Source organism: Rhodophyticola porphyridii (genome assembly GCF_003688285.1).
Taxonomy (GTDB): Bacteria; Pseudomonadota; Alphaproteobacteria; order Rhodobacterales; family Rhodobacteraceae; genus Rhodophyticola; species Rhodophyticola porphyridii.
The window spans coordinates 103,949-121,874 of the sequence record NZ_RCNT01000005.1 but is presented as its reverse complement, the minus strand read 5'-3'; the positions used below and the strand labels follow the sequence as shown (position 1 = coordinate 121,874).

Here is a 17,926-nt window from a genome sequence, read left to right as displayed (position 1 = left end):
GATGTTAATGTTAATCACATTAACTCATATGGTATTCCGACCGCGCCGCGCAAGAGGGCGCCTGTCAAAAAGTGAATCTTTTTTACATGCGGCGCGAAGGAGGTGCGACCGGAGGTATTGGTCTGCCCAGCGCGCGCCCGTGCCGGATGCCGTATCCGGCTTTACAGAAGACACTATTTTCCCGAAGACATTATATAGCGAATCAGTTATATAAGTATATATGCATTTAGCAGGATGCCCATGTCATGCAGCTTGACCGGACCTTTGCCGCGCTGTCCGATCCCACCCGGCGCGCGATCCTCGCAAGGCTCGCCAGCGGGGAGGCGACCGTCACCCAGCTGCGCGCGCTTTCCCGCATCAGCCAGCCCGCCATTTCCCGCCATCTCAAGGTGCTGGAGGAGGCGGGGCTGATTGAGGCGCGGGTTGCGGGCCAGTCCCGCCCGCGGGTCTTGAAGGCCGAGGCGCTGACCCCCGCGCGGGAGTGGCTGGAGGATGTCCGCGCCGCGTTCGAGCAAAACTACGCCCGGCTGGACGCGCTTCTGGCCGAGTTGCAGGACGCTCCTCCCACCCAGAGCGGAGACGATACATGACCACCCCTTCGAACACGGCCCGGGTCACGCAGCCGGGCGATGCCGAGATCCTCGTCACCCGCCGGTTTTCCGCGCCGCGCGCTCTGGTCTTCCGGGCCTATACCGAACCGGCGCTGATGCAGCGCTGGCTGCTTGGCCCGCCGGGATGGACCATGCCGGTCTGCGAGATGGACCTGCGCGTGGGCGGCACCTATCGCTGGCAATGGCGGAACGAGGCCGATGGCGCCATTTTCGGCTTTCACGGCGAGTTTCTGGAGGTCGTCACCCACGCCCGGCTGGTGGAAACGCAGATCTACGATCCCGGCACCATGGGCGGGGAGATGGGGCCACCCAGCACCGTCACCATAGATTTCGCCGAGGATGGCTCCGGCACGATCCTGACCACGCGGATCGCGTTTGCCTCGCCCGAAGCCTGCCGTGCCGCGCTTGAAACCGGTATGACCGACGGGATGGAGCAAAGCTACCGGCAGCTCGACCGGCTGATCCCCGGGATGTCCTAGCCGCGCCCGCGCGCTTCGAACCGGGGCAGCATGGCCGAGAAATCGCGGCCCGCGCCGCCTTCTTCCTCCACGAACCGCTGATACAGCGCCATTGCCGCCTGACCCATGGGCGTGTCGGCATCCGCGGCCTCGGCGGCCTGCTGGCTCAGGCGCAGATCCTTCAGCATCAGTTCCGCCGCGAAACCGGGTTTGTACTCGTTGTCGGCGGGGCTTTGCGGGCCGATGCCGGGGGCCGGGCAATAGGCGTTCATCGTCCAGCTATACCCCGACGAGGTGCTGACCACATCGAACATCGCCTGCCGGTCCAGCCCCAGCTTGTCGGCCAGCGCGAAGGCTTCGCAGGTGGCGATCATGGTCACGCCGAGGATCATGTTGTTGCAGATCTTCGCCGCCTGTCCGTTTCCCGCGCCGCCGCAATGCACCGCTTTCTGGCCCATGATGTCGAAAAGCGGTCTGGCGGTTTCGAATGCCGCGTCGCTGCCGCCCACCATGAAGGTCAGCGTACCCGCCGCCGCGCCGCCAACCCCGCCGGAGACCGGTGCGTCGAGAAAGCCGAGCCCCGCCGCCTCCGCCGCGGCCGCCACATCGCGGGCCGCGTCCACCTCCACCGTGGAGCAATCCACCAGCACAGCGCCTGGCTGCATCGACGGCAGGATCTCGTCGGCCACCCGGCGCAGGATCGCGCCATTGGGCAGCATCGTGATCACCACATCCCGATCGCTCGCGGCTTCGGCCGCACTGCCGGCCTGGCTCACCCCCTCGGGGCACTCGGCCACAAGGTCGAACCCGGTCACCTGATGGCCCGCCGCCGCCAGATTGGCCGCCATCGGCGCGCCCATGTTTCCCAACCCGATAAACCCGATCTTCATGGTGTAATGTCCCTGTTCTAGATATCCGGTGCGTCCGCAGCCGGAACCGGGCGCAGCATCTGCGCCACCTCCGCCAGCGTCACATCCCGGGCCGCCGCATGGGCCCATTTCGGTGTGCGGTCCTTGTCGATGATCTGGGCGCGGATGCCTTCCAGGAAATCGCCCTGTTCCATCGACCGTGAGGTAAAGCGGTATTCCTGCATCAACGCCTCGTCGATCCGGTCCCGGCTGCGCGCCCGATGCACCAGCTCCACCGTGCAGGCCATGGACAAGGGCGCATTGCGCGCGATCTTCTTCAGGCTCTCGCGGGCGAAGTCCGTGTCCCGAAACTCCAGCATCGTCAGGATATCGCGCAGGGTTTCGCCGGCAAAGCTGTCGTCGATATCGGCCTGCATCGCGGCCAGCGGGCTGTCGGGCGGGGGCAGGGTGCTCCGGTCCACCGCGTCCCAGTCGCCGGTTTCGCTCAAGACCCCGATCAGCCGGGGCCAGTCGGCGCGCGGGATGTAGTAATCGGCGAAGCCCGCGAAGATCGCGCAGCCCGGGCCCATCCGGGTGCCGGTCACGCCCAGATACTCGCCCACGCGCCCCGGGGCGCGCGCCAGCAACAGCGAGCCGCCCACATCGGGCACGAGCCCGATGCCGCATTCCGGCATCGCGATCTGGCTGTCCTCGCAGACGATCCGGTGCGACCCGTGGCAGCCGACGCCGACGCCGCCTCCCATGGTGAACCCGTGCAGAAAGGTCACGACCGGTTTCGGAAACTCGAACATCCGCCGGTTCATGCGGTATTCGTCTGCCCAGAACCTGCGCCCGTAGCCGAAATCGCCCCGCGTACCGGTCTCGTACATCTGCATCAGGTCGCCGCCGGCGCTGAACGCCCGCTCGCCCGTGCCGTCGATCACCAGCAGGGCGACGGCCGGGTCCCCCTCCCAGGCCGTCAGCGCCTCTTCGATCGCCAGACACATCTCATGGGTGACCGCGTTCAGCGCGTCCGGCCGGTTCAGCGTGATCCGCCCCGCGCGGCCCTCGATGCGGATATGGATATCGGTGCTCATCAAACCCCCTGCCTCAGAAATTGCGGCCCGCCAGGCGCGCGCGCTAGCCCCGCTCCGCCAGCAGATGCCGCGCGGTGATCACCCGCATGATCTCGTTCGTGCCTTCGAGGATCTGATGGACCCGCAGATCGCGCACGATCTTCTCCACCCCGTAATCGGCCAGATAACCGTAACCGCCATGCAGTTGCAGGCATTGATCGGCGATGCGGCTTCCGGCCTCGGTCACGAATTTCTTCGCCATCGCGCAGTGCTTGGAGGCATCCGCCGTGCCATGATCCAGCTTCCACGCCGCCTGCCGCAGGAACACGCGCGCCGCCTGAAGCTCGATCTCCATATCGGCAAGCCGGAACTGCAACGCCTGAAACTGGTCGATCGGCTGCCCGAACGCCGTCCGTTCGCCCATATAGGCCAGCGTTGCCGCCAACGCCGCCTGCGCCGCGCCAAGCGAGCAGGCCGCGATGTTCAACCGGCCCCCGTCCAGCCCCGCCATCGCATAGCTGAAACCCTTGCCCTCTTCTCCCAGCAGGTTTTCGGCCGGCACGGCGCAATCGTCCAGCTGCACCTGCCGCGTGGGCTGCGACCGCCAGCCCATTTTCTCCTCCAGCCCGCCGAAGCTCAGCCCCGGCACCCCGTCCTCCACGATGATGGAAGATATGCCCCGCGGCCCGTTCTCGCCTGTCCGGCACATGACGATATAGGCATCCGCATACCCCCCGCCCGAGATGAACGCCTTGGTGCCGGTCAGCCGATAGCCGTCATTGGTCCGCTCCGCGCGGGTCTTCAGTGCCGCCGCGTCCGAGCCGCTGCCGGGTTCGGTCAGGCAATAGGCAAGGAAGCTCTCCATCGCGATGGCCCTGGGCAGAAACCGGGCCTTCAACTCGGGGCTGCCGAATTTCTCCACCATCGCGGCGCACATGTTGTGGATCGACAGAAACGCCGCGACCGAGGGGCAGGCCATCGACAGCGCCTCGAACACCAACGTCGCGTCCAGTCGGGACAGGCCCGATCCCCCGTTCTCCTCCGAGACGTAGAGCCCGCCGAACCCGAGTTCTGCCAGTTTCGGCCAAAGCTCTTTCGGGATCGTGCCGTCGGTCTCCCAAGCCTGGGCATGGGGCGCGATATGCTCGGATCCGAACGCGCGCGCCATCTCGAAAATCGCCTCCTGCTCCTCCGTCAGTGCGAAGTCCATCGGCTCCCTCCCTCGATGAATTGAACGCTTGTTTAATTAGCGATTGTTGCAGAACTATTGCAACCCCTCACAGGTCGGCATGATACTCCTCGATCAAATGCCGCACCACGTCGCGCATCGCCTCGTCATGGTCCCGTTCGGCGACCCGTGCCCCGTCATAGACGCCGCGCTGACGCTCCGAACTGGTGCCGTCGCGCAGGATGTTCCGTGCCCCCTCGACCTCGGCCAGACAGCCAAGCGCATCGGCGTCCTCCTGCACCAGCTCGATGATCTCGTCGAGCAGCTCATTCATCGGTACCAGCGCGCGCCGCCCGAAATCGATCAGCCCGTCACCCACCCCGTAGCGTTGCGCGCGCCACCGGTTTTCGCCCACAAGAAACCGGTCATACAGCCGCCAGCGCTGGTTTTTCTGCCTGAGCCGCGTCAGCATCCGCGCAAGGCTCTGGATCAGCGCCGCCACCGAAACCGTGTGTTCCAGCCGCGGCATCACATCGCAAATCCGGGTCTCCAGCGTCGGGAACTGGTGGGAGGGGCGCAGATCCCACCAGATTTTCGAGGAATCCTCCACCAGTCCCAGTTCGATGATGGCATCCACCGACCGGCGATAATCCGACCAGCTGTCGAAATGCGGCGGCAGGCCGGTGCGCGGCAGATTGTCGAAAATCGTCAGCCGGTAGCTGGCAAGCCCCGTATCCTGCCCCTGCCAATAGGGCGACGAGGTCGACAGCGCCAGAAGATGCGGCAGGAAATAGCTCAACTGCCCCATCAGGTCGTTGCGCAGATCATTGTCGTCCAGCCCCACATGCACATGCATCCCGCAGATCAGCATCCGCCGGGCCACGCCGGCCAGATCTTTCTCCAGCGTGTTGTAGCGCTCCTTGTCCGTATGGGTCTGATGCTTCCAGTCCGCGAACGGGTGGCAGGACACCGCAATCGGGGCCATGTCGAAGGTGGCCGCCTGTTTCGCCACGCAGGCGCGGAGCCGCTTCAGATCCTCCCGCGCCTCTGCGATATCCGCACAGACCTTGGTGCCGATCTCGATCTGGCAGGCCAGGAATTCCGGACTGACCTGGCCTTCAAGCTCGGCCTTGCATGCCTCCATCAGCGCCTCGGGCGCCTCGACCAGATCAAGGGACTGGCGGTCGACCAGCAGGTATTCTTCCTCGATGCCCATGGAAAAGGGCGGCATGGATGGCGCCATCGCGGTCTCCTTTTGCCCCAGCAAAGCGATCCGCGAGCGAATTGCCAAGAGAAAACCGCGATTTGGCCGCCTGCGGGCCCGGGCCGCGCGCGCCTAGCGCTAAAGCAGACGGACCTGCGCGCCGATCGGCGTCAGTTCGAACAGCTCGGCGATATGTTCGTTGAACAGCCCGATGCAGCCCGAAGACGACCGCCGCCCGATCTTGCGCGTATCATGGGTGCCATGGATCAGATAGGCGGGCCATGTCAGGTACATCGCATGGGTGCCAAGCGGATTGTCCGGCCCCGGCGGCATATAGGCGGGCAGCGACGGGTCGCGCTCCCGCATGGATTGCGTCGGCGTCCAGTCGGGGTCCACGCGCTTGCGCACGATCTCGGAATAGCCGCGCCGCGTCAGCTCGTCGGTCAGCGGCACGGAGGACGGGTAAAGCCGGTAATCGCTGCCATCGCCGCTCCAGTAATGCAGCGCGCGCGACTGGATATCGGCAACGATGGTGGCCCGGCCAAGACTGTCGAAATGATCCTGCCAGCGCTGCACCCGGAACGAGGACAGGTTGCGCCTTGTGCCCGCGCCGGCGCGTACGTTCGGGGCAGGGGCCTCGGCCAGGGCCAGCATCGGAGTGGCCAGCACCGCCGCGCCGCTCAACAGCGTGCTCCGCCGTGTAATCCGTGATCCGCTCAATTGGTCTCTCCCTCAATCTGCTGCCTTTCGGAGAAACGTGGTGTCCGCGACGCGCTCGGACAACGGCGCGCGGAGCCGCCTCACGCAATTGTCAGATCGGGGCCGCGAGGTAAGGCATCCCTCCATTGCCCGGCAGGGCTCAATCCGGCAGGCTTCCCCTACGTCAAGTCATTTCAGGAAGTCATTTTACGAAGGATCGGAGCCACCCCATGCCAGACCCAACCCGTGTCGCCATCGCCGTGATTCACGGCATGGGCAGTCAGGGCGACAAGCCCCAGGGCCCAAATGATATCAGCTTTTCCGCCGGGCTTTACCGCGCGCTTCGCAATTACATGGCGCCGGAGGAATGGAACGGCCGTGTCGCCTGGCGGGAGATTTTCTGGGCCGACATCCTGCAGGAACGGCAGGAAAACTACGTGCTGAACGCCCTGAAGGGCAAGGCGCGCTGGCTCAAAACCCGCCGTTTCGTGATGCACAACCTCACCGACGCCGCCGCCTATCGCAAGGTGTCCGACAACGAAACGGATGTCTATCAGCGCGTGCAGGCCCGCGTGACGGGCGCGATCGACAATCTGCAGGCGGTGGCCGGGCCGGACACGCCGCTTCTGGTCCTCGCCCATTCGCTTGGCGGCCATATCGTCTCCAACTACATTTACGACCGGCAAAAGGCGATGCGGCTCGATGCGCCCTGGGTGCAGGCGCTGACGCCGTTCCAGCGGCTGGAAACGATGGCCGGGTTCGTCACATTCGGCTGCAACATCCCGATCTTCACCTTCGCCTATCCCCCCGATGAGGTCTGGCCGATCAACTATCCCGGCATCCGTATTCCCCAGGCGCGGCGGATCTCCCCATGGTGGCAGAATTTCAACGACAAGGACGATGTGCTGGGCATGCCGCTCGCCCCCGCCGGCACCAGGTATCAGGACATGGCCGATGCCGGGGATCTGAGCGACCGCTGGATCAACGCGGGCAGTCCGCTCACATCCTGGACCCCGGCTTCCCATAACGGATACTGGGCCGACAGGCATTTCTACCGCCCGGTCGCGGCGATGATCCGCAAGGCCCTGAAAATCGGCCCCGTCACTTGAGCGGGGAGGGGCTCTGCCCCGGTCGGTTCTTGCTTCATAAGGCGGGCCGCCCGCTTGCCTGCGCGAAAGGCGCGCGGCCATTCGGACCGCGCGCCTCTCTGTCTCTTGGACGGGACAAGGCCGAAATACCTGCGCGCGGGCCTCAGCCCGGCGCCGTCACTCCATCACCGGGATCGAGAACTCGCCGCCTTCCTTGATGCCCGACGGCCAGCGCGCCGTCACCGTCTTGGTCCGCGTGTAGAACCGGAACGCATCCGGCCCGTGCTGGTTCAGATCGCCGAAACCCGACTTCTTCCAGCCGCCGAAGGTGTGATAGGCCAGCGGCACCGGGATCGGCACGTTGATCCCGACCATCCCGATATTGATCCGGTTGGCGAAATCCCGCGCCGTGTCGCCGTCGCGGGTAAAGATCGCGGTGCCGTTGCCGTATTCATGATCCATCGCGTAGCCGATGGCCTCCTCATAGGTCTTGGCCCGGACGGTGGACAGGACCGGGCCGAAGATCTCGGTCCTGTAGATGTCCATATCCGTCGTCACCCGGTCGAACAGATGCGCGCCGACGAAAAAGCCGTTCTCATAGCCCTGCAACGAGAAATCGCGCCCGTCGACCAGCAGCTCCGCCCCCTGATCGATGCCGGTCTGCACCAGCCGCAGGATGTTCTCCTTGGCCGCCGCGGTCACCACGGGGCCGAAATCCACATCGTCTCCGGAGGTATAGGGCCCGATCTTCAGCGCCTCGACCTTGGGCACCAGCTTCTCCATCAACCGGTCGGCGGTCTCCTCGCCCACCGGCACCGCGACGCTGATCGCCATGCAGCGTTCGCCCGCCGCACCATAGCCCGCGCCCACCAGCGCATCCGCCGCCTGATCCAGATCGGCATCGGGCATGATGATCATGTGGTTCTTGGCGCCGCCGAAACACTGCACGCGTTTGCCGTTGGCGCAGCCCCGGGAATAGATGTATTCCGCAATCGGCGTCGATCCCACGAAGCCCACCCCGGCAATCACCGGGTTGTCCAGGATCGCATCCACGCTCTCCTTGTCGCCGTTGATCACCTGCAACACGCCATCGGGCAACCCGGCCTCTTTCAGCAGTTCCGCCAGCATCAGCGGCACCGAGGGGTCACGCTCCGACGGCTTCAGAATGAAGGCGTTGCCGCAGACCAGCGCCGGCGCCATCTTCCACATCGGGATCATCGCCGGAAAGTTGAACGGTGTGATACCGGCCGCCACGCCCAGGGGCTGGCGCAGCGAATACATGTCGATCCCGGGCCCGGCGCTGTCGGTGAACTCGCCCTTCAGGTGATGCGGCGCGCCGATGCAGAACTCCACCACTTCCAGCCCGCGCTGCACATCGCCCTTGGCGTCGGGAAAGGTCTTGCCGTGTTCGCGGCTCAGCGCCTCGGCCAGCTTGTCCATGTCGCGGTTGATCAGCTGCACGAAGGCCATCATCACCCGGGCGCGTTTCTGCGGGTTCATCGCGGCCCATGCCGGCTGCGCGGCGGCGGCATCGGCCACGGCGGCGTCCAGCTCCGCCTTGGAGGCCAGCGGCACGCGTGCCTGCACCTCGCCAGTGGCCGGGTTCATCACATCGGCAAATCGCCCCGATGTGCCCTTGACGTGTTGGCCGTTGATCCAATGGCTCAGCTCTTCCATCGCCGGTGTCCTCCCATATGCGGTTCGGCGCAAACCCTAGCCTTGCAATGCTGCGCGGAAAAGGGGCAGGTTCTCAAAAGCGTTTTGCGAAAATGCAAGGATGGCCCCGATGACCAACTGGGATGACCTGCGTATCTTCCTGTCCGTCGCGCGTGGCCAGAGCCTCACCGCGGCGGGCAAATCCCTGCGGATGGATCCCGCGACCGTGGGCCGCCGCATTGCAAGGCTGGAAAGCCGGCTTGGCGCCGATCTGTTCCTGAAATCGCCGCAAGGCTACGGGCTGAGCGAGGCGGGCGCCCGTCTGATGCCCGCCGCCGAAGAGGCGGAGGCGGCGTTGTCCGCGGGTGTCAGCGATCTGACCGGAGGCGGCGAAACGCTCTCCGGCAGCATCCGGATCGGCGCGCCCGATGGCTGCGCCAACTATCTCCTGCCGCAGGTCTGCGCCGCGATCTGCGACCTCAACCCGGGGCTGGAGGTCCAGATCCTCGCCTTGCCCCGCGTCGTCGATCTCAGCCGGCGGGAAGCGGATCTCGCCATCGCCGTCTCGCGGCCCCGCACCGCGCGGCTCCGCGCCGAAAAGCTCAGCGCCTACCGCCTGTCCCTCGCCGCGTCGGAGGCATGGCTCACCCGGCACGGGGCCCCGCGAAGCCGGGCCGATCTGCAGGGCGCGCGGATGATCGGCTATATCCCGGACATGATTTTCGATGCCGAACTGGACTATCTGGCCGAACTGGGGCTCAGCCATGTGCCGCTGGCCTCCAACTCCGTTTCGGTCCAGCTCAACTGGGCGCGGGCGGGCGCGGGTCTGGCGGTGGTCCATGATTTCGCGTTGCCGGCGGCACCGGGTCTGCGCAGGGTGCTGCCGGGGCAGATCGCGCTGCACCGCAGTTTCTGGCTGATCCGCCATGCACAGGCGCTCCGCGACCGCCGGTTGCAGCGATTTGCCGGGCTTCTCGCCGATGGCATCCGCGCCGAAATCATCCGGCTGGAAACCGCCGTCACACGGGCCGAGACGGGCGCGGCGCGCAACACATCTTCTTGACAGTAAAGGGCGATCCGGTGGACGCTGCTTTCAAGGGACGCATCATTCCAGACATCCAGACAAAAGGAGGCGCCCATGCTTGTTCAGCAGATCCTCAAAAGCAAACCCACTCAGGGTGTGGACACGATCGAGCCCGGCAGCACCGTCGCGCAGGTGGCCGAAGCCCTGTCGAAGAAGCGGATCGGCGCGCTGGTCGTCTCCCCGGATGGAAAGGCTGTGGCCGGGATCGTGTCGGAACGCGATATCGTCCGCGAACTGGGCGCGCGCGGGCCCTCCTGCATGGCCGAAACCGTGGACAGTCTGATGACCAGGGACATCATTTCCTGCACCGGCGAGGAGACCTCCGATGCGGTGCTCGCCAAGATGACCCAGGGCCGGTTTCGCCACATGCCGGTGATGGACGGGGCCGACATGGTTGGGCTGATCTCCATCGGCGACGTGGTCAAGGCGCAGCTCTCCAAACTGGCGATGGAGAAAGAGGCGCTGGAAAGCATGATCAAGGGGTTCTGAGACGGCGGCAGGCCGGTCGCCGAAGGCGCGCCCGCTCAAGGGTGGCGCGCGGCATCCGCTTGTGTCTCTCTCCGCGCGCGGAGGTCCGGGCAGGCCCCCGCCGGCAACACGCCCGGGCGTCCGATGCATCCGGGGCTGGACAAGGCCGCGCAATGATGTTGCGTTGGCGAGGCTGAGACTTGGAAGGGACGGCTGGCGATGCGTGTGGGGCTTTATCCGGGCACTTTTGACCCGATCACCTTGGGTCATATCGACATCATCAGGCGGGCCTGCACGCTGGTCGACCGGCTGGTCATCGGCGTGGCGATCAACCGCGACAAGGGACCGCTGTTCACGCTGGAAGAGCGCGTGGAGATGGTTGAGGCGGAATGCGCGCGTCTGGCCGAGGCGACCGGATGCGAGATCGTGGTCCATCCGTTCGAGAACCTGCTGATCGACTGCGCCAAGGATGTCGGCGCGGGCGTGATCATCCGCGGCCTGCGCGCTGTGGCCGATTTCGAGTATGAATTCCAGATGGTTGGCATGAACCGCAAGCTGGACAGCAAGATCACCACCGTGTTCCTCATGGCCGAGGCCGACCGGCAGGCCATCGCCTCCAAACTGGTCAAGGAGATCGCGCGGCTTGGCGGGGACGTCTCCCATTTCGTGCCGCCCGCGGTGCATCAGGCCCTTCTCGGCAAGTTCCCGCACTAGGCGCTTTTCCTTTCGGGCCGCGCGCAGTAGGGTCCGCCGCGACTGTTGCAGAAGGAGCGCCCGATGGCCGAGATCAAAGACCCCGAAAACACCATTCTGATGGAGCTGCAAGCCGGCACCGTCGTCATCGAGCTGATGCCCGATGTGGCCCCCAAACATACCGAACGGATGAAGGAACTGGCCCGCGACGGCGCCTATGACGGCGTGGTGTTTCACCGGGTGATCGAGGGGTTCATGGCGCAGACCGGCGATGTGGCCAATGGCAAGGAAGGCGGCAATCTGCGCGCCGCCGGCACCGGCGGCTCCGACAAGCCCGATCTCCCGGCGGAGTTCTCCAAGCTGCCCCATGATCGCGGTACTCTTGGCGCGGCCCGGTCGCAGAACCCGAACTCGGCCAACAGCCAGTTCTTCATCAACTTTTCCGACAATCACTTCCTGAACGGGCAATACACGGTCTATGGCCGTGTGATCGAGGGGATGGAGCATGTGGATGCGATCACCCGTGGCGAGCCGCCCGCGAACCCCGACAAGATGATCTCCGTCAAGGTGGCCGCTGATGCATAGGCTGGCCGCCGCGCTCTGCCTGCTGAGCGGCCCGGCGCTTCTGTCTCTCGCCGCGCCCGCCGCCGCGACAGGGCTTGAGATCGATCTGGCCGGGGAAGCCGAGGGCACCATCGTCATCGACCTCTTCGAAGAGGTGGCCCCGGCCCATGTGGAGCGGATCGTGACCCTGGCCGCGGATGGCGCCTATGACGATGTGGTGTTTCACCGGGTGATCGACGGGTTCATGGCGCAGACGGGTGATGTGGAGTTCGGCCGCATGGGCATGGATATGCGCTATGCCGGGCGCGGTGGGTCCGAGCTTGCGGACCTGCCGGCCGAGTTTTCCGATCTGCCGTTCGAGCGGGGCGTGATCGGCATGGCCCGCGCCGCCGATCCCGACAGCGCCAACAGCCAGTTCTTCATCATGTTCGCGCCCACCCCGCAACTGAACGGCGACTATACCGTGATCGGTGAAGTGGTTGGCGGCATGGATGTGGTCGATGCGATCAAGCGGGGCGAGGGGCGCAATGGCGCCGTCATCGGACAGCCCGACCGGATGGTCGCCCTGCGCGTGCTGGAGGAAGACCCCGAGCCCGTCGCCCTGACGGAGTGACCGATCAGGAAAGCGCACATCCGCGTGAGCGGGGCTAGGCGGCCCGGCGGCGCTCTGGCACGGTAGGTTTGCCTTGTGGAAGGAGCCCCGATCCAGATGCGCCTTGCCCCGCTTGCCGTCCCTCTCTTCGCGGTGTTCGTCGCAGCCGTCAGCCTGCCGGCCCCGGCGCAGCAGCCCCGCTGGGCCGCCGAATGGCCAAATACCGATTTCGGTACGGCCTCGGTCGATCTCGATGAGATCCGCGCCGGCGGTCCGGGGCGCGACGGCATTCCGGCCCTCGATGATCCCGCGTTCATTCCGGCCGCCGGGGAAACCCGCATCGCCGCGCGCGAGCCGGTCATCACGCTGGAGTTCGAGGGCGTCGCGCCACGCGCCTATCCGATCCGCTATCTGACCTGGCATGAGATCGTGAACGATACGGTCGCGGGCATTCCCGTGGCGGTCACCTTCTGTCCCTTGTGCAACTCCGCCATGACCTTCGACCGCCGCGTCGACGGACGGACGCTCAGCTTCGGGGTCTCGGGCAATCTTCGCCATTCCGACATGGTGATGTACGACCGCGAAACCGAAAGCTGGTGGCAACAGGCGGTGGGTGAGGCGATCGTGGGCACAATGACAGGGGCCGACCTCGTCGAATTGCCAGGCTGGATGGAAAGCTTCGCCGCGTTCCGCGCCCGCAACCCCGATGGGCTGGTGATGGATGAGCCCGACTGGCGCCGCCCCTATGGCCGCAATCCCTATGTCGGCTATGACAGTCTCGCCCAGCCCTTCCTTTACGACGGCCAGATGCCGCCCCATGGCATCGAGCCGCTGGCCCGCATGGTCCGCGTGGGCGACCGGGCCTGGCCGCTGACCCGGCTGGCCGACCTGGGCGAGATCACCGAAGCCGGGGTGACGATCTCCTGGGCGGCGGGCAAGGCCTCCGCGCTTGATACGGCAGACATCGGTGCCGGCCGTGATGTGGGCATGATCCGGGTGCGCGATGCCGCCGGCGCAGACCTGCCCCATGACGTGATGTTCGCCTTTGCCTATCATGCGTTCTGGCCCGATGGCGACTGGATGCTGGGCAACTGACACCTTGACCTCCGCGGCTCCGCCCCATAGCAGGCGGCCATGGCCCGCGCACCGCTTTTGCAACTCAACGACATCTCGCTGACTTTCGGCGGCGATCCGGTTTTCGCCGGGCTCGACCTGGTCCTGCAGGAGGGCGGCCGCGTCGCGCTCGTCGGGCGCAACGGTTCGGGAAAATCCACCCTTCTCAAGGTGATGGCAGGGCTTGTTGAAGCCGATAGCGGCACCCGAACCCTGCCGCCCGGCATCCATACCGGCTATATGGAGCAGGACCCGGATTTCGCGGGTTTCGCCACATTGGGCGATTACGCGCTCAGCGATCTGGGCCCCGATCAGACCTGGCGCGTGGAGGCCGCCGCCGAGGGGCTGAAGCTCCGGCTCGATGCCGATGTGGACAAGGCCTCCGGCGGCGAACGGCGCCGCGCGGCCCTCGCCAAGCTGCTGGCCGAGGCGCCGGACCTGATGCTGCTCGACGAGCCCACCAACCATCTCGATATCGAGGCGATCCGCTGGCTGGAGGCCGAGCTGGGGCAGACCCGCGCCGCCTTCGTGCTGATCTCCCATGACCGTGCGTTTCTGACCGCGCTCACCCGCGCCACGCTCTGGATCGACCGGGGCAAGGTGCGGCGGCAGGAAAAGGGCTTCGCCGATTTCGAGGCCTGGCGCGACAGGACATGGGAAGAGGAAGATCTCGCCCGCCACAAGCTTGACCGCAAGATCAAGGCGGAGGGGCGCTGGGCCGTGGAAGGCATCTCTGCCCGGCGCAAGCGCAACATGGGCCGGGTGCGCGCGCTGGCCGATCTGCGGGCCGAGCGGGCCAATATGATCCGCCGTCAGGGCGCGGCGGGCATGGTGCTGGACGCAGGTCAGAAATCCGGCAAGCGGGTCATCGAAGCGAAAGGTATTTCAAAGAGCTACGGGGGGAGGCTCATTCTGAAACCGTTCGATTTCCGGGTCCTGCGCGGCGACCGGGTGGGCTTTGTCGGCCCCAATGGCGCGGGCAAGACAACGCTGGTCAACATGTTGACCGGGCAGCTTGCCCCCGACACCGGCAGCGTCACCCTCGGCACCGGCCTGTCGATGGCCGTCTTCGACCAGACGCGCAGCGCGCTCGACCCGGACGCCACGCTCTGGGACAGTCTCACCAACGATCCGCTGATGGGGGTCAGCGGCCGCTCCGATCAGGTGATGGTGCGCGGTCAGCCGCGCCACGTGGTGGGGTATCTCAAGGAATTCCTGTTCGACGATGCGCAGGCGCGCGCGCCGATCCGGTCGCTTTCGGGCGGCGAAAAGGCGCGCCTGCTTCTGGCCCGGATCATGGCGCGTGAATCCAACCTTCTGGTGCTGGACGAGCCCACCAACGATCTCGACGTGGAAACACTCGATCTGTTGCAGGATATCCTTGGCGATTATCCCGGCACCGTGCTGCTGGTCAGCCATGACCGCGATTTCCTCGACCGGGTGGTCGGTACCACAGTCGCGATGGAAGGCGACGGGCAGGCCACGATCTATGCCGGCGGCTGGAGCGATTATCAGGCGCAGCGGGGCCCTCAGGCGGGCAGCACCGGTGCCACCCCGAAACCCGCCCGGCCCGCCGCCGCGCCGAAACCCGCGCCTGCGCCCGGGTCATCGCGTCTCTCCTTCACCGAGGCGCACCGCCTGAAGGATCTGCCGGCGGTCATCGCCCGTCTGGAGGCCGAGATCGCCAAGCTGGAATCACTCCTGTCCGATGCGGAGCTTTTCACCCGTGAGCCGGTGAAGTTCCGCAAGGCGACCGAGGCGCTTGCCGCCCGTCAGACGGCCCTGGCCGAGGCGGAGGAGGAATGGCTGCTTCTGGCGGAAAAGGCCGAAGGCTAGGGCACGGCCGCGGCCTCGAATTGATATACCATTGTTCTACCCCCTTGCCCCGAATTGCGTCAGGGCGACGCCCGCGGCCATCACCACAATTCCCGCGGCCCGCATCGGCGAGAGGCTCGCCACCTGCGCCCCGAACAGCCCGAAATGGTCGATCGCGGCCGCCGAGATCAATTGCCCCAGAAGCACGAAAAACACCGCGTTTCCAACGCCGAACGTGGGCGCGACCCAGGTGATCGACAGCACGTAGAACGCCACCAGCAACCCCGCCAGAAACAGATGCCGGGGCTGATCCGGCAGATCGGCCAGCGCGCCGGTCCCGCCACTGAGCACCATCGTCACCGCCGTCGCCGCGAAAGCCACGATGAACAGGATCAGCGCCGCCGCGGCGGGCGAGCCGATATTCGCACCCAACCGCGCATTCAGCGCCGCCAAGAGCGGAATGCCGATCCCGGCGGCCAGCATGATCAATGCCTGATGTGTCATCTCAAGATCCTGATAAATATGGGGGAATCACGAGCATATCCCGCGCAACTCCACCCCGTCCCATGGTAGGTAAACCTGCATCCCGTCGACGCGGGATTGCAAGGGCTGAATGGGCATCACCTCTTGCAGCAGGTGCAACAGCCGCTCCGTCCGCGCGCCGTCGGGGTCCAGCGTGCGGCAGCAGACATATTCCTCCACAAGGCTCGCCTGTTGCTCGTAGCCATAGTCCAGAAATCCGAAGTCACTATCCCCGTCAAAGAGATAGGGGTCTTCCGTCCGCAGATGCTCGGCGAAGGCGCGCGCCGGGTGATAGCCGGTGACATCGCGGTTCTGCCATTGCCAGATATGGGTCATTTCATGGGCGAAGAACATCGCCGCGACCAGATTCATGCCGCCATCGGCGGTGCGCACATAATCGGGTATCGCGTAATCCCGGCGCACATGCAGCCGGTTGAACAGCACGATCCCCGCGGTCTGCCCGACCAGAAACTCCCCTTCCGGCTCGGGAAAAATCCTTTCCCGGCAAGTGGTTCGGGGCCGGACCGGGAAAACCTGCCTGCGCAGCCCCACCAACGGGTTCTCGATGATCCTGACCTGGCTCACATCCAGCTGGTCGCCCTGCAGGGTGCCCATGAAGGCCCGCTCCGCCTCTGTCAGCGGGCGGCCGCAGGCGGCAAGGCTCAGGAACAGCAAACAGATCATCAGGCGCATGAAGGTCACGATAGGCAAGCCATTCTGGCTTGGAAATGCCGTTCACGAAAAATCCCGCCCGCGCAGAGGATTATCCGATTGCCGGGCGGGTTTGACGCCGATCAATGCGGCATGTGATCAATCGGTCATCCTGACCGTGTCATCAGCCGAGGAGCCTATCGATGCGCATCACCATGCTGACCTTCGCAGCCCTGGCCGCCGCCCCTGCCGGAGCCCTTGTCTTCGCCCCGCCCGCTCTGGCGCAGGACGCCGCCGCGGGGCGGGAGCATTTCGTCACCTACTGCGCCGCCTGCCACGGGATGGAGGGACGGGGCGATGGCCGTATGGCGGAGTTGCTGACCGTGCTGCCGCCCGATCTGACCCAGCTAAGCGCAGGAAATGACGGAGTTTTCCCCACCTACCGCGTGGCGCGCCAGATCGATGGGCGCGATCCGTTGCTGGCCCATGGAGGTGAGATGCCGCTCTTCGGAAGCTTCTTTCAGGAGGCCGGCGCCGATGTCGCCATTGCCGACGCCACGGGCCAGCCGATCATGACAACGCAACCGATTGCCGAATTGGTGACGTATTTGCAGGAGATACAGGAATGAGTCTGGCCCAAGGCGGGGCCGGTCGCGTATCCCGGCCCGGACCAGGGCTGCAGACGGAGTAAGACATGGCAGTGAAAGCACTGATTTTGACGGGGGCCCTGCTCCTTGGCCTGCCGGCGCTGGCGCAGGATGTCCAGCGCGGCGAACGGCTCTATTTCCAGCATTGCGCCGTCTGCCACGGCGAGATCGCGCAGGGCGGCGGCCCGATGGCGGAGGTGCTGATGGTGCCGCCTCCTGATCTCACCCGCATTGCCGAACGTCGCGACGGTGTGTTCCCCGTCATCCAGATCGCCCGGCTGATCGACGGGCGGGACCCGATCCTGACCCATGGCGGCGACATGCCGATCTTCGGCTTCGTCTTCGGGGAGTTCAACGTGGTCCTGCGCGAACGGGGCGGAGGAACGCTGCTCACCAGTCGCGAGGTGGTGGATCTGGTCGGGTGGTTGGAGACCGTGCAGGTAGAGTGAACAGTCGTGCCAAATGATCAAGAATACTGTAAACCGCTGATTTCACTTCTTGAATCTGATAAGCAACAGATGATGTTGTTTGTCGCTTTCGAGATTGGCTTACCGATACTCACCCTGAAAGACCTGTCTTTTGGCAACGTGGTTTTCGCGGCGGGTGAGACTGTCCCGGCCGAACTGCGCCTCTGGCTGGGCGTGAGCACCGCATGTCTTTTGCTCGCGGCGCTTTGCCATTTCATTTATATGCGCCGCATTCACATGAACGCATTTGCAGTTGCGCGCGTCATGTTGGAAACCGCTCAGGGAGCCGACGCACGACGCCTGGTGTTCGACCGCCAATCAGGATTATGGGCAAGGCATGGAGCGAAGTACCGCCTCGGGATGGTCTTTCTGATTTTGGGATGCCTAGCATATTGTGGCTTCGTCTGGACCCACATCGGAACGCTATGACCGCGAAGCCGCCGGCAGACTTCAGAATCGATCATACCGTGTAATATTGCTTACCCATAACCTGTTCAGGCGA

21 protein-coding genes are annotated in these 17,926 nt (G+C 65.3%); 13 read left to right on the top strand and 8 right to left on the bottom strand.

Going from position 1 to position 17,926, the window contains the following annotated elements:
* The first annotated feature begins 245 nt into the window (after positions 1–245).
* Positions 246–590 (top strand): ArsR/SmtB family transcription factor, encoded by a 345-nt coding sequence (locus D9R08_RS11010; RefSeq protein WP_121898103.1) that lies wholly within the window; start codon positions 246–248, stop codon positions 588–590.
* A complete protein-coding gene (locus D9R08_RS11005) occupies positions 587–1,090 on the top strand; it encodes an SRPBCC family protein (RefSeq protein WP_121898102.1) in 504 nt (167 codons plus the stop codon). Before D9R08_RS11010 ends, D9R08_RS11005 begins: the two co-directional genes overlap by 4 nt.
* Here the strand turns inward: D9R08_RS11005 and mmsB are convergent.
* From mmsB to D9R08_RS10980, 5 genes are all read right to left on the bottom strand, one after another.
* Positions 1,087–2,067: a 3-hydroxyisobutyrate dehydrogenase gene (mmsB, locus tag D9R08_RS11000; RefSeq protein ID WP_121898101.1), complete on the bottom strand. Its 981-nt coding sequence runs from the start codon at positions 2,065–2,067 to the stop codon at positions 1,087–1,089. The genes D9R08_RS11005 and mmsB overlap by 4 nt on opposite strands.
* Entirely contained in the window at positions 1,977–3,014 is a 1,038-nt protein-coding gene (locus tag D9R08_RS10995) for an enoyl-CoA hydratase/isomerase family protein (protein ID WP_121898100.1), read from the bottom strand. Before D9R08_RS10995 ends, mmsB begins: the two co-directional genes overlap by 91 nt.
* A 43-nt stretch (positions 3,015–3,057) precedes the next feature.
* A complete protein-coding gene (locus tag D9R08_RS10990; protein ID WP_121898099.1) occupies positions 3,058–4,203 on the bottom strand; it encodes an acyl-CoA dehydrogenase family protein in 1,146 nt (381 codons plus the stop codon).
* 67 nt (positions 4,204–4,270) lie between these two features.
* The gene (locus D9R08_RS10985) at positions 4,271–5,404 is read right to left on the bottom strand and encodes a carboxylate-amine ligase (RefSeq protein ID WP_121898301.1); all 1,134 of its coding nucleotides are present in this window, start codon (positions 5,402–5,404) and stop codon (positions 4,271–4,273) included.
* A 99-nt stretch (positions 5,405–5,503) separates the two neighbouring features.
* Positions 5,504–6,085, bottom strand: a complete 582-nt coding sequence (locus D9R08_RS10980) for a L,D-transpeptidase (protein WP_121898098.1) — start codon at positions 6,083–6,085, stop codon at positions 5,504–5,506.
* A gap of 209 nt (positions 6,086–6,294) precedes the next feature.
* Between D9R08_RS10980 and D9R08_RS10975 the strand changes: the two genes are divergently transcribed.
* Positions 6,295–7,173, top strand: a complete 879-nt coding sequence (locus tag D9R08_RS10975) for a hypothetical protein (protein WP_121898097.1) — start codon at positions 6,295–6,297, stop codon at positions 7,171–7,173.
* 156 nt (positions 7,174–7,329) lie between these two features.
* Here the strand turns inward: D9R08_RS10975 and D9R08_RS10970 are convergent, their stop codons facing one another.
* Positions 7,330–8,829 carry a CoA-acylating methylmalonate-semialdehyde dehydrogenase gene (locus D9R08_RS10970; protein WP_121898096.1) on the bottom strand — a complete coding sequence of 500 codons (1,500 nt, stop codon included), beginning with the start codon at positions 8,827–8,829 and terminating at the stop codon, positions 7,330–7,332.
* Positions 8,830–8,938: 109 nt separating this feature from the next.
* Between D9R08_RS10970 and D9R08_RS10965 the strand changes: the two genes are divergently transcribed.
* The 7 genes from D9R08_RS10965 to D9R08_RS10935 all read left to right on the top strand — a co-directional run bounded on the left by D9R08_RS10965 (position 8,939) and on the right by D9R08_RS10935 (position 15,158).
* Complete coding sequence (locus D9R08_RS10965) at positions 8,939–9,871, top strand: LysR family transcriptional regulator (RefSeq protein ID WP_121898300.1); 933 nt, start codon at positions 8,939–8,941, stop codon at positions 9,869–9,871.
* Positions 9,872–9,946: 75 nt separating this feature from the next.
* On the top strand, positions 9,947–10,381 hold the full coding sequence (locus D9R08_RS10960; RefSeq protein ID WP_121898095.1) for a CBS domain-containing protein: 435 nt from the start codon (positions 9,947–9,949) through the stop codon (positions 10,379–10,381).
* 198 nt (positions 10,382–10,579) lie between these two features.
* Positions 10,580–11,074: a pantetheine-phosphate adenylyltransferase gene (gene coaD / locus D9R08_RS10955; protein WP_121898094.1), complete on the top strand. Its 495-nt coding sequence runs from the start codon at positions 10,580–10,582 to the stop codon at positions 11,072–11,074.
* Positions 11,075–11,137: 63 nt separating this feature from the next.
* Complete coding sequence (locus D9R08_RS10950; protein ID WP_121898093.1) at positions 11,138–11,638, top strand: peptidylprolyl isomerase; 501 nt, start codon at positions 11,138–11,140, stop codon at positions 11,636–11,638.
* On the top strand, positions 11,631–12,230 hold the full coding sequence (locus D9R08_RS10945) for a peptidylprolyl isomerase (RefSeq protein ID WP_121898092.1): 600 nt from the start codon (positions 11,631–11,633) through the stop codon (positions 12,228–12,230). The genes D9R08_RS10950 and D9R08_RS10945 overlap by 8 nt, the downstream gene beginning before the upstream one ends.
* A 96-nt stretch (positions 12,231–12,326) precedes the next feature.
* Positions 12,327–13,304 carry a DUF3179 domain-containing protein gene (locus D9R08_RS10940; RefSeq protein ID WP_121898091.1) on the top strand — a complete coding sequence of 326 codons (978 nt, stop codon included), beginning with the start codon at positions 12,327–12,329 and terminating at the stop codon, positions 13,302–13,304.
* Positions 13,305–13,343: 39 nt separating this feature from the next.
* Complete coding sequence (locus D9R08_RS10935) at positions 13,344–15,158, top strand: ABC-F family ATP-binding cassette domain-containing protein (RefSeq protein WP_121898090.1); 1,815 nt, start codon at positions 13,344–13,346, stop codon at positions 15,156–15,158.
* Positions 15,159–15,194: 36 nt separating this feature from the next.
* Here the strand turns inward: D9R08_RS10935 and D9R08_RS10930 are convergent, their stop codons facing one another.
* Complete coding sequence (locus tag D9R08_RS10930; protein WP_121898089.1) at positions 15,195–15,641, bottom strand: DMT family transporter; 447 nt, start codon at positions 15,639–15,641, stop codon at positions 15,195–15,197.
* Between the two features lie 27 nt (positions 15,642–15,668).
* Positions 15,669–16,352 carry a hypothetical protein gene (locus D9R08_RS10925; RefSeq protein ID WP_121898088.1) on the bottom strand — a complete coding sequence of 228 codons (684 nt, stop codon included), beginning with the start codon at positions 16,350–16,352 and terminating at the stop codon, positions 15,669–15,671.
* Positions 16,353–16,513: 161 nt separating this feature from the next.
* On the opposite strand from D9R08_RS10925, the gene D9R08_RS10920 reads away from it, so the two are divergent.
* The 3 genes from D9R08_RS10920 (at position 16,514) to D9R08_RS10910 (ending at position 17,853) form a co-directional block, all read left to right on the top strand.
* A complete protein-coding gene (locus D9R08_RS10920; RefSeq protein WP_121898087.1) occupies positions 16,514–16,939 on the top strand; it encodes a c-type cytochrome in 426 nt (141 codons plus the stop codon).
* Positions 16,940–17,004: 65 nt separating this feature from the next.
* Positions 17,005–17,406, top strand: a complete 402-nt coding sequence (locus D9R08_RS10915) for a c-type cytochrome (RefSeq protein ID WP_121898086.1) — start codon at positions 17,005–17,007, stop codon at positions 17,404–17,406.
* Positions 17,407–17,412: 6 nt separating this feature from the next.
* A complete protein-coding gene (locus D9R08_RS10910) occupies positions 17,413–17,853 on the top strand; it encodes a hypothetical protein (protein ID WP_147450663.1) in 441 nt (146 codons plus the stop codon).
* Positions 17,854–17,926: the final 73 nt, after the last annotated feature.